The sequence below is a fragment of the Lacrimispora sp. YZC11 genome (assembly GCF_057543815.1).
This window is the reverse complement of the sequence record NZ_BAAJYQ010000021.1, coordinates 154,767-169,069: the sequence shown is the minus strand read 5'-3', so window position 1 is coordinate 169,069 and position 14,303 is coordinate 154,767. Positions and strand designations below refer to the sequence as shown.

Here is a 14,303-nt window from a genome sequence, read left to right as displayed (position 1 = left end):
GCGTATGTTTACAATAGAATGGTTTGCAAGTTTTGGATTTTCAGTACTGCGTTTATCAACACCGCTGATTTTTGTGGCATTGGCAGCGGTCATTAACCGGAAAGCCGGAATGCTTAACATGGCACTGGAAGGAATGATGCTTTCGGCAGCGTTGGCAGGTGTTATTTTTGCCGGTTTTTCCGGGAATGTTTGGATTGGCTTGCTGGGAGCGGTTATCTTTGGTGTGCTTTCCGGCGGGGTATTGGCATTGTCCAATCTGTCCGGTAAAACAGATCTTTATCTGACCTGTATTGCGTTTAACTTAGTTGCCGGCGGCGGCACAGTATTTGTCATGTATTTGCTGACCGGGGAAAAAGCGGCTACATCGGCAGCGATTAAGGCCTATACGATTCCCTCGGTTGCAATACCGCTAATTGATAAGATTCCGTTTTTGGGACAGGTACTGTCGGGACATAACCTACTTACTTATCTGGCATTCTTAAGCATCTACTTGGTATGGTTTTTCCTGTATCGGACCCGGCTGGGACTCAGGATGCGGGCAGTTGGGGAAAACCCCCAGGCGGCAGCATCGGTGGGAATCAATGTGAAAAAGATTGGTTATATATCTTTTCTGGTTTCGGGAGTGCTTTGCGGTTTTGCCGGAGCATTCATGTCGATGGGATGGGTTAGTTTCTTTATGAAGAATATGACAAACGGCAGAGGATATATCGGTTTGTCAGCGATGAATATTGCCGGTAGTAATCCGATCGGAACCGCGGTAGCAGCAGTTTTCTTTGGCTTTTCGGATGCCTTGGCAACTACGCTAAAAAGTCAGGGAACTAATTTTCCAACGGAATTTATAGAAATGATTCCCTATGCAGCAACAATAATTGCCCTTGTATTGATCAATATGATCCGGATCAATCAGAAGAAGCGGATAGAAAAAGGGCTGAAGAGAGAAGGAGCATAAACGATGGAAACGAGTAAGAAAGTATGGATCGACTGTGATCCGGGAATTGATGACAGTTTTGCACTGCTGCTGGCAATGAAGCATCTTTCTGTTGTCGGGATTTCGGCGGTTGGGGGAAATACCGGACTTGATCATACGTTCCGTAATGCCAGATATTTGACGGAGCTGGCGGGACATGGAGATATTCCAGTTTATGCCGGCTACGATATGCCGATGTTTGCAAAACCTGAGCGGGCAGAAAATGTTCATGGTGGCAGCGGGTTGGGGAATATCATGGTTCCGGAACTGAAAGGAGCACAGCGAAAGGAACATGCAGTGGATGCGCTGATTGATGCTTTTCGCTATCAGACAGACATGACTCTGGTAACGCTAGGACCATTGACTAATGTAGCACAGGCGCTTTTAAAGGAGCCAGAGTTAAAACATAAGATTCCGGAAATCATCTCCATGGGGGGCTCGGTTACAACCGGAAATTATAATGCCTGTGCAGAATTTAATATAGTTGTGGACCCGGAAGCAGCAAAAATTGTTTTTGAGTCCGGGATTCCGATCCGGATGGTTGGGCTTAACCTGTGCCGTCAGAATTCCATGACAATAGATGACGTGGAACAGCTTAAGGAGTTGCCGGGGCCAGTAGCGGCAGTGGCAGCAGATTTACTGGAATATTCGGTCAATCAGGGGCGGCAATCGCAACTGTGTGATGCTTGTGCGATAGCATGGTTGATTGATCCGGCGATTATTATCTGTGCACTGCCGATGCATGTAGATGTGGAGACGAAGGGAGAGTTCACAAGAGGAATGACTGTCTGTGATTACCGGGATTATATAGGGATGGCGCCAAAGGAGGATATCGGCAGAGAAGTTTACTATCCGGTAGAAAGCAGTGAAAAGAATGTGCTTGCTGCAATGGAGTTTGATAAGGCGCGTTTTAAAGAACTGCTGATCCAAACCATAAAAAGCTACGAGGTATAGCATGAAACTATTAAATTTTGGCTCTATGAACATTGATTATGTATATAAAGTAGAACACTTTGTTCGCAAAGGAGAAACCATATCTTCAGACTATTTAAATGTGTTCAGTGGCGGGAAGGGGTTAAATCAGTCGATTGCCTTGGCAAGAGCGGGGGAAGAAGTATATCATGCCGGGGCTATCGGGAATGAGGGCGAATTTTTGCTGGAGATCCTGAATCAGGCGGGGGTGGATACCGGCTGTGTTGCAATCCGCGATGAAGTGCAAACCGGTCATGCAATGATCCAGAATGACAGTGAGGGGGATAACTGCATCATTCTTTTCGGCGGAGCGAATCAAAGGATCGGTAAAGAACAGGTTGAAGCGGTTCTGTCTGGTTTTTGTGCTGGGGATCTTGTTGTTCTGCAAAATGAGATCAGTGAACTGGGATATATCATCAGCAGGGCGCATGAAATAGGAATGACGATTGTTTTGAATCCATCTCCAATGGATCATAAGGTTTTAGAATTACCGTTAAACCTGGTAGATTACTTTCTGGTGAACGAGGTGGAAGCAGCATCTTTAGCAGAAACATCGGGCGAAAGTGACGAAGTGGTGCTGGTAAAGCTGGCGGCGAAATTTCCTGATGCCAAAATAGTTATGACACTTGGGGAAAAAGGATCTGTTTACTGGGATGGAAAGCAGATTTACCGTCAGGAGGCGGTAAAAGTGATAGCGGTTGATACAACGGCTGCAGGAGATACTTATACAGGATATTTTATTTCGGGGATTATGAGAGGTGAAAAGATCGAGGATGTTTTGCGTCTGGCGTCGGTGGCTTCGGCTATTGCAGTAACAAGACCGGGGGCGGCACCATCAATCCCGGGACGAAAAGAAGTGGAAGAAACGGTAAAAAACAAACGGGAAGGAAGATAAAAGGATGAATGAAATTGATGCTATGAAACACACACCAACTCCTCATATTGATGCAAAGCCAGGTGATATTGCAGAATCAATTCTGCTTCCAGGCGATCCTCTGCGGGCGAAGTTTATTGCTGACAATTTTCTGGAAGATGTAACACAGTTTAATAATACAAGAGGAATGCTGGGATACACCGGTTACTATAAGGGCAAACGGATATCGGTGATGGGAACTGGAATGGGCTGCCCGTCAATCGGGATTTATTCTTATGAGCTGATTCATTTTTACGGTGTGAAGAATTTAATTCGGATCGGAACTGCCGGAGCGATGCAGCCACAAGTGAAACTGCGGGATGTAATCATTGCCATCGGCAGTTGTACGGAGACTAACTATCTGGCAACATATCAGTTGCCGGGAGATTATTCCTGTACAGCGAGTTACAAATTGCTGCGTCAGGCGGTACAGAGCGCGGAAGAGATGGATCTGCCGTATCATGTCGGCAATATTCTGTGCACAGATGCATTTTATAAACCGAAGCTGCCAAAAACAGGTGTATCATGGGCTGATATGGGAGTTCTGGCGTGTGAGATGGAGTCTACTGCCCTTTATGCGAATGCGGCCTATGGAAAAGCGAATGCATTGTGTATTTTAACGATCTCAGACTCGCCGTTTGAAGAGGAAGAAATCTCTGCTGAGGGCAGGCAGAATTCTTTTACCAGGATGATGGAACTGGCACTTTCGATTATTTAATGAAGTAAGGAATATCTGAGAAGAATCCACAAAATCATGACATTATAATGATTTTGTGGATTCTTTGTGTATTCTATTGGATTTCTGGTTCAAATTGTTCAGTATCTTTTCTGGGATGGCTTAATTAGGGTGAGGCTAATGAACCGTTTACGCGGTATCGAGAATTAAGAGGTATTTATTTCATGGGATAATTAAGTGTATAATTTTTTGAAAATACATGATTGTAATATGGTAATTATAATCAATATGGTATATAATTACTAATTAGTAAAATTTTTATATTATAGCAATAATGATAAGCTCCCTATATGGTAATACGAATTTACGGAGAAGAACCTTAATGTCCTAACCCTGGATGTGGAATAAACACTTTTCAGCAATATCCCGCTATATACAAGTATATTATTATAGAATTTAGTTGGGGGAATTCTATGAATTATATAAAAGCTATTACGGAAAAGTAAAGAAAGGCGGCGGCTTATGATAACAATTTATGATTGGTTTGGCTATAAATTGCCGATAAAGGAACGTTATCAGTTAATAAAAAAAGTGGGATTTGATGGCGTTTTATTATGGTGGAGTGAAGGCTTTGGTCGAAACTATTACCGCGACGCACCACAAATCGTGCGGGAGGCAGGTCTTTTTATAGAGAATATCCACACACCAGTCCAAAATCAAAACCACCTCTGGCTTGATAATCTGGATGGTGAAGCTTTAACCGATTGCTATTTGAAATGTGTTGCAGATTGCGCTGAATTTGAGATACCCACAATGGTGGTGCACTTGCCCAGTGAAGACAATCCATATAACACATTAGGTCTGGACAGAATCAAGAGAATCGCTGAAAAAGCTGAACAGCTTGGCATCAATGTTGCGTTTGAGAATTTACGGAACCTTGCTAATTTGGCATATGTGCTGGAGCAAGTGGATTCTTTGCGTATTGGATTCTGCTATGACTGCGGACATCACTACCACTACTATCCGGACGATGATTTATTATCCATGTACGGTTCCAGGTTAATGGCGCTACATTTACATGATATTGGTGGAAGTTATTCCCAACACCAGTTGCCCTTTGACGGACCAATTAATTGGGCTGCAGCTATGAAAAAAATTGCAGAAAAGAATTATTCGGGTGCAACTGCAATAGAGGCTATGAATTGGGATTATAAGCATTTATCGGCAGAGGAATTCTTGCAAGAAGCGTTTGAACGGGCAAAAAGATTGGAAGCATTAAGACTCTATAATCCGTAAAAGCAAGAAATAACAAAAGCATATGAAGAATTCAAACTGTCACTTTGGGAACCATTTAATCATGTTTTTTGTAGACTTCGCTTCAGCTTAGGAGATAAAGTATGGAGAATAATACAAAAGTAATTCTAGCGATTGAAGAATATTGTTTGAAGCACACAGGCGCATATGAGGCAAGACCATTTGGAGAGTATCCAATCTGTTATAAGGTTATGGGAAAGATATTTGCGCAGCTCATCCCGGAAGAAACGTTTTATAAGATAACGCTAAAATGTGAGCCGGATAAAGCATATCTTTATCGGCAGCTTTATCCTGAGATTATAGTACGCGGATATCACTGCCCGCCGATTCAGCAGCCATATTGGAATACTATTAATCTGGATGATTTCTCCGATATGGAAATGTTGTTTCAGATGATTGATGAAGCATATGATGCTGTTATTCATAAACTTAGCAAAAAAGCAAAAATGGAGCTGCTAAATCTATCTGAATTAGAGTTTAAGGATACGGATGGGGAAGATCAGGATTTTGCAATGCTTTGCAACAGATTAGATAGCGCTCTTGATGAAATCGTTGGGGGCAAATTTCAGAGAAGTCAGTATGAACAGTATAATCAAAGAGATAATATTCATGACGTGATTGTTGCATATCGGGAAGGAAAACCTATTGCCTGTGGTTCCTTTAAAATGTATGATGAAGATCATGCAGAATTAAAAAGAATTTATGTAGAGCCATCGTACAGGAATATAGGATTGGGTGCAGAATTGGTTCGGAGATTAGAGGCAAAGGCCAAAATCAAAGGATATCGATGGTGCATTTTAGAGACCGGAAAACCGTTAGAAGCTGCCAGTCATTTGTATAAAAAGGCAGGATATAAAATTATACAAAATTATGGGCAGTATGCGGATATGCCAGATTCAATTTGCATGGAACGAAAAATTTGATTGGGGATCATTCAATGGAGAAGTATGAACTTGGTTTGAAGAAAAAGTCTTTTTCCTTATTTTATAATGGTGGAGAAATTTGGTGTGAACATTTGGATTCCATCTATGATGCAAAGGAATTGTTAAAGCAAAAATTTAAGCAGGATCTGATACAAATCAGCAGACCGTCTACGAGTTCCTTTATCGCAGTTGTTCTTGATGATTCGGATGTTGATAAAGAGATGTTAGAACTCATCGTTGACAGTTTTGTTTTGTTAAAGAGGCCGCTGCGTAAAGTGGTTTTTATTGGGCTGGATTTAAAAATGAAAAGTTATATTAAAAAGAAGAAGACTGATGTTTCGTTCATGATGACCTGCATAGATGATTTGGAGAAGGCAAAAGAGTGGCTTATTTCGTAAAGAAGTGAGCAAAATGAATCAATTGCAATTTGATAGGGGCGTTCATTCGGCATGGGCAAATAATAACGCCAATTGGGAACAAACAACAGGGTTGTGGTTTGAAGAGCAGAAACTTGCCGCAGTGGCAATGCGTGGCAGGGAAGGAGGGGACAAAGGGATGTTTCGAGTAGAGCAGGTTAAGTCACTGAATGATCTGGAAATGGAAGTATATCATTATGTGACGAAAAATTACGATAAAGTAAAGTACATGAGAATTCGGGAATTGGCTCAGGAAGCCCATGTCTCCACTTCTACGGTGCTGCGTTTTTGTAAGAAAATGGATTGTAACGGGTATGCCGAGTTTAAGATAAAGTTAAAGCAGCATTTTGACAAGGGAAAAGAATTGCATGCGGCGGATGACGTAACGGAAGTCATTGACTTTTTAAAGAAAACTACTTCGGAAGAATTTGAGAAAAAGCTGGAAATGCTGACAGAAGTGATTGTCCGTGCAAACCGCATAATTTTTGTAGGCAGCGGCATGTCCGGGATTGTGGCTAAATATGGGGCAAGGTATTTTTCCAGTATGGGAAAGTTTTGTCTTTATATTGACGAACCTCATTATCCCACGGAAAGCAGGTTTTTTGAAAATGCCCTGGTTATTGTATTTTCGGTTTCCGGAGAGTCTAACGATACCATAGGCCATGTGATCCGTTTTAAGGAACAAAATTGCCAGATTTTAAGTGTGACTAATACGGAAAATTGCACTGTGGCGAAATTATCGGACTACAACATTGCTTACTATGTGACTTATATGCGGTTAAAGATTTATGATATTACCACCCAGATGCCTGCGATCAGTATTGTGGAACGGCTGGGAAAGAAGCTGTACCGGTATACTTCCGATGGAACGGATCATACTTCAAATTAGGAAAGTTGCAAACTTAAAAAACATACTGTTACGTAGAAAAAACAAGTGAGAATTGCCGTCACTTGTTTTTTTACGCCTTAGAACTGATGACAAGGAACTTGATAGACAGTATAATCACAATCAGCGAAAACTATGTAAAATCATCAACTGATAAGAGAGGAATGTAAAGATGGCGAGAGATTATGCGGTTGTATCAAAAGCGATTGTGGAACATATTGGGGGAATCGACAATATTTCCAGCCTTACTCACTGTATGACCCGTTTGAGATTTGTCTTAAAGGATGAAAGCAAGGCAAATGATGCGGCAGTCAAAGCCATTGACGGCGTTATGGGAGTTGTAAAGCAGGGCGGGCAATTTCAGGTTATTATCGGAAACCATGTTGGAACTGCTTACCAGGAAATTTTAAAATTAGGAGACTTTGGTGAACAAAGTGAGGTTGCAAGGGGAGAGAAGAAAGAGCCTTTGACCTTAAAGAAAATCGGAAATAACATATTAGATGCCATTGTGGGAACCATGTCTCCATTAATTCCTGCAATTATCGGCGGTTCCATGGTGAAATTATTAGTTATGCTGTTGGCTATGGCAAACATATTGTCTGCGGACAGTGACACTTATAAGATTATTAACTCCATAGGAGACGGTGCTTTTTATTTCTTACCAGTGATGGTAGCAGCTTCTGCTTCTAAGAAATTTAAGACAAATATGTTTCTTGCCATTGCCATTGCGGGAACTTTAATTCATCCGGATTTCCGCGGTTTGATGGAGGCTGTAACTGTTGGAGAAACGGCGGCGCATTTTCTGGGAGTCCCCATAGCGTCCGTAAAATATACCTATACGGTAATTCCGGCGATCTGTATGACCTGGATCTTATCTTATATTGAACGGGGCGTTGACAGAATTACGCCGGCAGTAACGAAAAACTTCTTAAAGCCAATGTTGATTTTATTAATTGCGGCTCCTATTGCTATTTTAATCATCGGACCTGCAGGAATTTTAATTGGTACGTCAATTTCTAAATTCGTATTCTTTGTACAGGCAAAACTTGGTTTCCTGGCGGTTGGTATTATGGGAGCAATTTGGCCTTTACTGGTTATTACAGGCATGCATAGGGTGTTTACCCCTACGATTTTGCAGACCATTTCTGATACAGGAATGGAAGGAACTGTTATGCCGTCTGAAATAGGCGCAAACCTTTCCTTAGGCGGAGTTTCCCTGGCAGTAGCTTTAAAAACCAAAAACAGGGAGCTTCGCCAAACCGCCCTTGCGGCAGCTTCTTCTGCTTTAATCGCAGGGACTACGGAACCGGCTCTTTACGGTGTTGCAGTTCGTTTAAAACGTCCTTTGATTGCATCTTTGATAACAGGATTTGTTTGCGGCTGTTTAGCGGGAATCGGGGGACTTGCCAGCCGTTCCATGGTTTCCCCCAGTGTTTTAACAGGAGTGCAGTTTATTGATCCTGAACATCCGGGAACCAGTATTGCCTGGATTGCAGGTATTACGATTTTGTCTATTGTATTGTCGTTTATACTGACTTTGGTGATTGGTTTCGAGGATATTCCGGAAGAGGAGGAATAATTTGAGCGATTTTAAATTTCCGGAGGGTTTTCTTTGGGGAGGAGCCATTGCCGCCAATCAGGCGGAAGGCGCCTTTCGTGAAGGGGGCAGGGGGTTAAGTAATATTGACGTAATTCCTCATGGTGCGCGAAGATTGGAAGTAAAGACAGGAAAAGTTCCCCGTCCTGAATTGCAGAAAGAGGAGTATTACCCCAGCCATAAGGGAATTGATTTCTACCATTATTATGAAGAAGATATTGCTTTAATGGCGGAAATGGGTTTTAAAGTATTCCGTACTTCTATTTCATGGTCAAGGCTTTTTCCTGTTGGAGACGAGGAAACGCCCAACCAGGCTGGAATTGATTTTTACCGTAATATTTTTCTGGAGTGTAAGAAATATGGTATGGAACCTTTGGTAACGTTATGCCATTTTGATACTCCTATGGGGCTGGTGGAAAAATACGGTTCCTGGAGAAACAGAAAGGTTTTGGACTTTTTCCTGCGCTATGCGGAAACCTGTTTTAAGGAGTTTTCTGGATTAGTAAAATATTGGCTGACTTTTAATGAGATCAACATTATCTTACACAGCCCTTTTTCCGGAGCGGGAATTGCATTCAAGGAAGGGGAAAATAAAGCTCAGATTACCTATCAGTCCGCACATCATATTTTGGTAGCCAGTGCTTTGGCCACTAAGCTTGCACATGAATGGGATCCTGGCAATCAGGTGGGCTGTATGCTTGCAGGAGGCAGTTTTTACCCTTATTCCTGTAATCCTGAGGACGTTTGGGAGTCTGTGAAAAAAGAGCAGGAAAATTTGTTCTTCATTGACGTGCAGGTACGGGGAGCTTATCCATCTTATGCCCGAAAACTCTTTCGTGATAAGGAAGTCAGCCTTATCATGGAAGAGGGGGATTTAGAGATTCTCAAAAATACGGTGGATTTCCTTTCTTTCAGCTATTATACCAGCCGCTGCGTGGCTGCGGATATGAGTGATAAAGCATCTAGTGATGGCAATATTATCCGTTCTGTAAAGAATCCTTATTTAAAAACAAGTCAATGGGGCTGGAGTATTGACCCGCTGGGACTCCGGATTACCATGAACCAGTTGTATGATCGTTATCAAAAACCTTTGTTTATTGTTGAAAATGGTTTAGGTGCAAAAGACGAGATAAAACAAGATGGAAGCATACAGGACGAATACCGCATTGATTACTTGAGAAGCCATATTCAGGCAATGAAAGAAGCTATTGATGACGGAGTGGAGTTAATGGGGTATACGGTCTGGAGTTGTATTGACATTGTCTCTGCATCTACAGGAGAGATGAGTAAACGTTATGGTTTTATTTATGTGGATCGGGCAGACGACGGAAGCGGGACGCTGCAGCGGAGAAAAAAGAAATCTTTTGATTGGTATAAAAAAGTAATTGAAAGCAATGGAAGTGATATAGACTGACAGAAGAAGGACTTCACATGAGAGTGTGGAGTCCTTTTTATGTTGTAATTTATAAAATCACGTATTATTATTTACTTGTGTTGTCTTCCGGTTTTTTACAAGATTGATACATATATATGTTTTTATATATAGTAAGGCGAACAATATGAGATAATAAGAAGAATATAAACAGATACCATAAATTAGTTTCTGGATCTGACTTATTAAATGGGAAATGGGAAGCTGGATAGAAAGGAAATAAAAATGCATAATATTTTGATTGTCGAAGATGAAAAACCTATATCTGATTTTATCAAGCTAAGCTTGAGAACGATGGGGTATGAATGTGAACAGGTCTATGACGGGGAGGCGGCTGCAAATAAGGTTTTGGAAAAAAGGTATTCGTTGATTCTTCTGGACATCATGCTGCCAAAGGCCAATGGATTTGAATTAATGGAATTTATCCGCCCTATGGAAATTCCGGTAATATTTTTGACTGCAAAAGGAAGTGTGCAGGACAAAGTAAAGGGGTTCAAGTTAGGTGCTGATGATTACCTGACAAAGCCCTTTCAAATTGAGGAATTGCAGGTCAGGATTGAAAACGTGCTCAGGCGGTATTATAAAACAGATGAAATCTTGTCTTATCGGAATATTTCAGTGAATGTATCATCTCACAAGGTAACAAAGGATGAACGGGAGATTACATTAACAGAGAAAGAGTTTAAATTGCTGGTGCTATTTATTAAAAATAAGAATTTGGCATTATTCAGAGAGCAAATTTATGAGAGAGTATGGGAAGGGGAGTATACTGGAGACAGTAGAACGGTTGATATGCATATACAAAGGCTGCGTAAAAAATTAGATTTATATGATCAATTGGTATCTGTATTTAAAATTGGATACCGTTTGGAGGATTAAATGAAGCTTTCCTGGAAGATATTCTCAAATACATTTCTGGTCGTTCTATTCGCATTGACATTAGAAGGGGTTGTGCTGCTGTCAATGACATTCCATAAGGCATATCTGCTGGAGGTTGAGAGGGAAAAAGAAAATATCGAAAACATTCATCGGGAATTGGTAACGCTGCTTGCGAATGATAGCAGTGCATTGTATAAGGAACCAACGAAAAGCATTGGGGAAGCAATTGATATCTTGAAAGATAATTGGTATGAAGAATCTTATAGAATAAGCGATGAAAGTGGAAAGGTACTATTTCAGAACGATGATGCAGGATTTTTAGATAAAGAGTGTGGTGAATTATCTCTTTATAGGATAGTTTACCGTGTAGATAAGAATGCAAAAGGTTATATCTTACAAATGTCGGTTCTGACAGAACTGCTTGGGCAACCTATTAAAATAGAGGTTCATAAAGATCTTACACAGATTTTTATGGAGAAAGCGGAGCAGCAAAGAATATTTATAATAACTGTAATTATTGTAGGGGCCATAAGTGCATTGATAAACGCTGTCAATGTTATAAAGTTAACAAAACCGATTCATAAATTGATTCATGCAGTGAAAAAGATCAGGTCAGGAGACTACACGGAGAGAGTGGAATATAAGGAGAAGGATGAAGTTGGCATCCTGGCATCCGATTTTAATGGTATGGCGGAACAATTAGAAGAAAAAATCCGGTTGCTGAAGGAAACAGCAAAAAAGCAGGAAGAACTTGCGGGAAGCTTGGCACATGAAATCAGAACGCCTCTTACTGCCATGATAGGGTATGCAGATTTAATAAAGAGAAGCAAAATGGAGGAGCAGGATTTCCTATATGCCGTGAACTATATTATTTCGGAAGGAAAGAGACTGGAGGCACTTTCTAACAGGATGATGCAGTTGTTAATAGAAAAGAATGCAATACCCAATTATACCATCAGTACAGTTCAGAATTTGTTGGAAGATGCTTTGGAAGCAATGAAACCCGTTTTTGACAAAAAGAGAATTGCCGTAAAAAGATCTTCTATAGATTTTCCTATTAGAGCAGATATGGAACTTATGAAAAATGTTTTATTGAATATATTGGATAATGGTGGAAAAGCGGCTGGCGTGAATGGTGAGATTACTATAGAAACTGGCTGTAAGAGTGGTAATGTGTGGATTACAATTACGGATAACGGGGTGGGTATGCCAAAAGAGGAAATTTCGAAAATTCGGGAAGCTTTTTACCGTGTGGATAAATCCCGTTCCAGAGCAGATGGGGGAGCAGGTCTGGGATTAGCTATTTGTTCTAACATTATGAATATTCATAAAGGTGAAATGCTGTTTGAGAGTGAAGTCGGTAAAGGCACTACGGTGACATTGATATGGAAAGGAAGTATAGATGAACAGGACATTTAATTATGTATTATATCTGGCCAAGGTAGCTGTCTTAGCATTTGCAATCTTGATCTTTCCATATCTTTATTTCCAATATCAGGACCGGAAGCTGCTGAGTGAGATAAAAGAAATGGATATGAACGTTTTTCAGATGGATAAACTAGAAAAACATACGTTAACAATAGAGGAAAAAATGAAGCTGTTAACTGACGGCAATGCAAATTTAAAGCATATTGAACTTAAAACAGGAGACAGGTTTAGTTTATACGAGGCACGCAGACAGTGCTTTCGGGAGCTGAGTAAGATTCCTGTTTTGGAGATTAGTATATATGGTCCTATATTAAGAGAGATTGATATAACTCCTTACTTATTAATTGACTCAGAGACGCCATCAAGTTCTATGCTTATTTGGAAAGGTTCTCTGACAATAAAGGATATTAAATATCAAATTACTTTGGAAGAGGAAAGCGGCAAGATATTATTCATTCAGCCGGCGGGGGGAAAAGATGATACCTTGGAAATGCAGTGGGAAAAATATTTAAAAAACCCGTAGAGATAATACAAGTTTGTTACATTTATTTGTGAGAATACAGTATAACCTAAAAACAAATGGAGGATATTCAGATGAAGAACAAAAAATACGGAATACTACTATTAGGAAGCCTTGCAATTACAGTAACACTGTCCATAAGTGCTTGCGGGAACAAAACATTAAACGCTCAAAAGGATACTAAGGCTGCAGAAGTAACAGAGGAAGCAGCCCAGAAAGAGTCAGCCCAGACAGAAGGTACATATTCTGAGAATGCTGATTCAAAAGAAACATCGGTTGCCAATGAAAAAGAGACCAGTGAAGTTCCAATGCTGAAATTACCGGAAGGCATAACGGGCATGAAAGCAGAGACAAAGCCGTTTAAAGAACTAAGAGATCTAATAATTGAAGATATGGAGGTACCGGAGGAATATTATGAAACAACACATTATTTTTATAACTATATTGATTTGAATGATGACGGCAAGGATGAAATATTTGTTATGGTTACAGGTCCTTACACCAGCGGCTCTGGTGGAAGCAGTGCATTGCTGTTATCTGAAAATGGTGGAAAGCTGCACGTTGTTCAGGAGTTTACATTAATAAATGAACCAATCGTTGTCAGTGATAAGTTAGACAACGGCTATCATGAATTAATTGTTCCGTATTATAACGAAACCAAGGCTCAGTTTTCTGTATTGAAGTATAAGAATGGAGCTTACCCCAATGTACCGGATGGAGAGATAATAAATAGTCTGGAGGGTGTAAAAGGGAAAGCAATCATCGCCAATGACAGGATTAATGAAGTTCAGGCAGGAATTATGGGATTAAATCTTAGCGAAGAGTAAACACTGTGATCATACGGTCTCAATTATTCAAAAGGTACTGGAAACAGTACCTTTTTTTATGCTGTGTATAAAAAATACAATTATGGTACAAACTAACTATAAATACCTGATAAGGACAAAAACTTATACACGGTATCCCGTATGTCAGTACGAGTAAATGATCCGTTCCATATGTTGAATTTATTGACTGACAGGTTTTTACACAAATAATGATGAATTTCATTATAAATAATTCTTTTAAAGAGAGGTAATAAACGATGGGAATTTTAAGTTGGATTATTATTGGTGCTCTTGCCGGTTGGATTGCCAGTATGTTCACTGGTAATAATAAAAGTATGGGCGCTGGCGCCAATATCGTGGTAGGGATCATCGGCGGCTTAATCGGCGGGTTTTTGATGGGCCTTCTTGGAGGAACCGGCATTACCGGATTTAATATCTGGAGCTTGATCGTCTCTGTCGTGGGTTCCGTTATTTTATTATGTATCGTAAATGCAGTAAGAAGACAGAAGACTGAGTAAAATAGTTAACGAGGCTGTTCATGCCATAAGAAAAA

At 40.5% G+C, this 14,303-nt stretch carries 15 protein-coding genes; all 15 read left to right on the top strand.

Going from position 1 to position 14,303, the window contains the following annotated elements; genetic code table 11:
• The first annotated feature begins 4 nt into the window (after positions 1-4).
• Positions 5-949, top strand: a complete 945-nt coding sequence (locus AC27IJ_RS25905; protein ID WP_312443774.1) for an ABC transporter permease — start codon at positions 5-7, stop codon at positions 947-949.
• Positions 950-952: 3 nt separating this feature from the next.
• Positions 953-1,921: a nucleoside hydrolase gene (locus AC27IJ_RS25900; protein ID WP_312443776.1), complete on the top strand. Its 969-nt coding sequence runs from the start codon at positions 953-955 to the stop codon at positions 1,919-1,921.
• 1 nt (position 1,922) lies between these two features.
• Positions 1,923-2,834, top strand: coding sequence for a ribokinase (locus AC27IJ_RS25895; protein ID WP_487151448.1), 912 nt, complete (start codon positions 1,923-1,925; stop codon positions 2,832-2,834).
• Between the two features lie 4 nt (positions 2,835-2,838).
• Positions 2,839-3,570 carry a purine-nucleoside phosphorylase gene (gene deoD, locus AC27IJ_RS25890; protein ID WP_312443778.1) on the top strand — a complete coding sequence of 244 codons (732 nt, stop codon included), beginning with the start codon at positions 2,839-2,841 and terminating at the stop codon, positions 3,568-3,570.
• A gap of 480 nt (positions 3,571-4,050) precedes the next feature.
• On the top strand, positions 4,051-4,824 hold the full coding sequence (locus tag AC27IJ_RS25885) for a sugar phosphate isomerase/epimerase family protein (RefSeq protein WP_487151445.1): 774 nt from the start codon (positions 4,051-4,053) through the stop codon (positions 4,822-4,824).
• Between the two features lie 101 nt (positions 4,825-4,925).
• Positions 4,926-5,765 carry a GNAT family N-acetyltransferase gene (locus AC27IJ_RS25880; protein WP_313256591.1) on the top strand — a complete coding sequence of 280 codons (840 nt, stop codon included), beginning with the start codon at positions 4,926-4,928 and terminating at the stop codon, positions 5,763-5,765.
• A 14-nt stretch (positions 5,766-5,779) separates the two neighbouring features.
• Positions 5,780-6,163, top strand: coding sequence for a hypothetical protein (locus AC27IJ_RS25875; RefSeq protein WP_312443782.1), 384 nt, complete (start codon positions 5,780-5,782; stop codon positions 6,161-6,163).
• Between the two features lie 13 nt (positions 6,164-6,176).
• Entirely contained in the window at positions 6,177-7,070 is an 894-nt protein-coding gene (locus tag AC27IJ_RS25870; protein WP_312503003.1) for a MurR/RpiR family transcriptional regulator, read from the top strand.
• Between the two features lie 169 nt (positions 7,071-7,239).
• Positions 7,240-8,646 (top strand): PTS cellobiose/arbutin/salicin transporter subunit IIBC, encoded by a 1,407-nt coding sequence (ascF, locus tag AC27IJ_RS25865; protein ID WP_312443785.1) that lies wholly within the window; start codon positions 7,240-7,242, stop codon positions 8,644-8,646.
• Between the two features lies 1 nt (position 8,647).
• Positions 8,648-10,078 carry a 6-phospho-beta-glucosidase gene (ascB, locus tag AC27IJ_RS25860; RefSeq protein ID WP_312503005.1) on the top strand — a complete coding sequence of 477 codons (1,431 nt, stop codon included), beginning with the start codon at positions 8,648-8,650 and terminating at the stop codon, positions 10,076-10,078.
• Positions 10,079-10,321: 243 nt separating this feature from the next.
• The gene (locus AC27IJ_RS25855; RefSeq protein WP_312443787.1) at positions 10,322-10,975 is read left to right on the top strand and encodes a response regulator transcription factor; all 654 of its coding nucleotides are present in this window, start codon (positions 10,322-10,324) and stop codon (positions 10,973-10,975) included.
• A complete protein-coding gene (locus AC27IJ_RS25850) occupies positions 10,976-12,394 on the top strand; it encodes a sensor histidine kinase (protein ID WP_312443789.1) in 1,419 nt (472 codons plus the stop codon).
• A 109-nt stretch (positions 12,395-12,503) separates the two neighbouring features.
• Entirely contained in the window at positions 12,504-12,926 is a 423-nt protein-coding gene (locus tag AC27IJ_RS25845; RefSeq protein ID WP_312443790.1) for a hypothetical protein, read from the top strand.
• A gap of 71 nt (positions 12,927-12,997) precedes the next feature.
• Positions 12,998-13,750 (top strand): hypothetical protein, encoded by a 753-nt coding sequence (locus AC27IJ_RS25840; RefSeq protein WP_312443791.1) that lies wholly within the window; start codon positions 12,998-13,000, stop codon positions 13,748-13,750.
• 257 nt (positions 13,751-14,007) lie between these two features.
• Complete coding sequence (locus AC27IJ_RS25835; protein WP_312443792.1) at positions 14,008-14,268, top strand: GlsB/YeaQ/YmgE family stress response membrane protein; 261 nt, start codon at positions 14,008-14,010, stop codon at positions 14,266-14,268.
• Positions 14,269-14,303 lie beyond the last annotated feature (35 nt).

Coding starts and splice junctions, on each gene's coding strand:
- AC27IJ_RS25905 (WP_312443774.1), top strand. CDS start 5: ATGTTTACAATAGAATGGTTTGCAAGTTTTGGATTTTCAGTACTGCGT.
- AC27IJ_RS25900 (WP_312443776.1), top strand. CDS start 953: ATGGAAACGAGTAAGAAAGTATGGATCGACTGTGATCCGGGAATTGAT.
- AC27IJ_RS25895 (WP_487151448.1), top strand. CDS start 1,923: ATGAAACTATTAAATTTTGGCTCTATGAACATTGATTATGTATATAAA.
- deoD (WP_312443778.1), top strand. CDS start 2,839: ATGAATGAAATTGATGCTATGAAACACACACCAACTCCTCATATTGAT.
- AC27IJ_RS25885 (WP_487151445.1), top strand. CDS start 4,051: ATGATAACAATTTATGATTGGTTTGGCTATAAATTGCCGATAAAGGAA.
- AC27IJ_RS25880 (WP_313256591.1), top strand. CDS start 4,926: ATGGAGAATAATACAAAAGTAATTCTAGCGATTGAAGAATATTGTTTG.
- AC27IJ_RS25875 (WP_312443782.1), top strand. CDS start 5,780: ATGGAGAAGTATGAACTTGGTTTGAAGAAAAAGTCTTTTTCCTTATTT.
- AC27IJ_RS25870 (WP_312503003.1), top strand. CDS start 6,177: ATGAATCAATTGCAATTTGATAGGGGCGTTCATTCGGCATGGGCAAAT.
- ascF (WP_312443785.1), top strand. CDS start 7,240: ATGGCGAGAGATTATGCGGTTGTATCAAAAGCGATTGTGGAACATATT.
- AC27IJ_RS25855 (WP_312443787.1), top strand. CDS start 10,322: ATGCATAATATTTTGATTGTCGAAGATGAAAAACCTATATCTGATTTT.
- AC27IJ_RS25850 (WP_312443789.1), top strand. CDS start 10,976: ATGAAGCTTTCCTGGAAGATATTCTCAAATACATTTCTGGTCGTTCTA.
- AC27IJ_RS25845 (WP_312443790.1), top strand. CDS start 12,504: ATGGATATGAACGTTTTTCAGATGGATAAACTAGAAAAACATACGTTA.
- AC27IJ_RS25840 (WP_312443791.1), top strand. CDS start 12,998: ATGAAGAACAAAAAATACGGAATACTACTATTAGGAAGCCTTGCAATT.
- AC27IJ_RS25835 (WP_312443792.1), top strand. CDS start 14,008: ATGGGAATTTTAAGTTGGATTATTATTGGTGCTCTTGCCGGTTGGATT.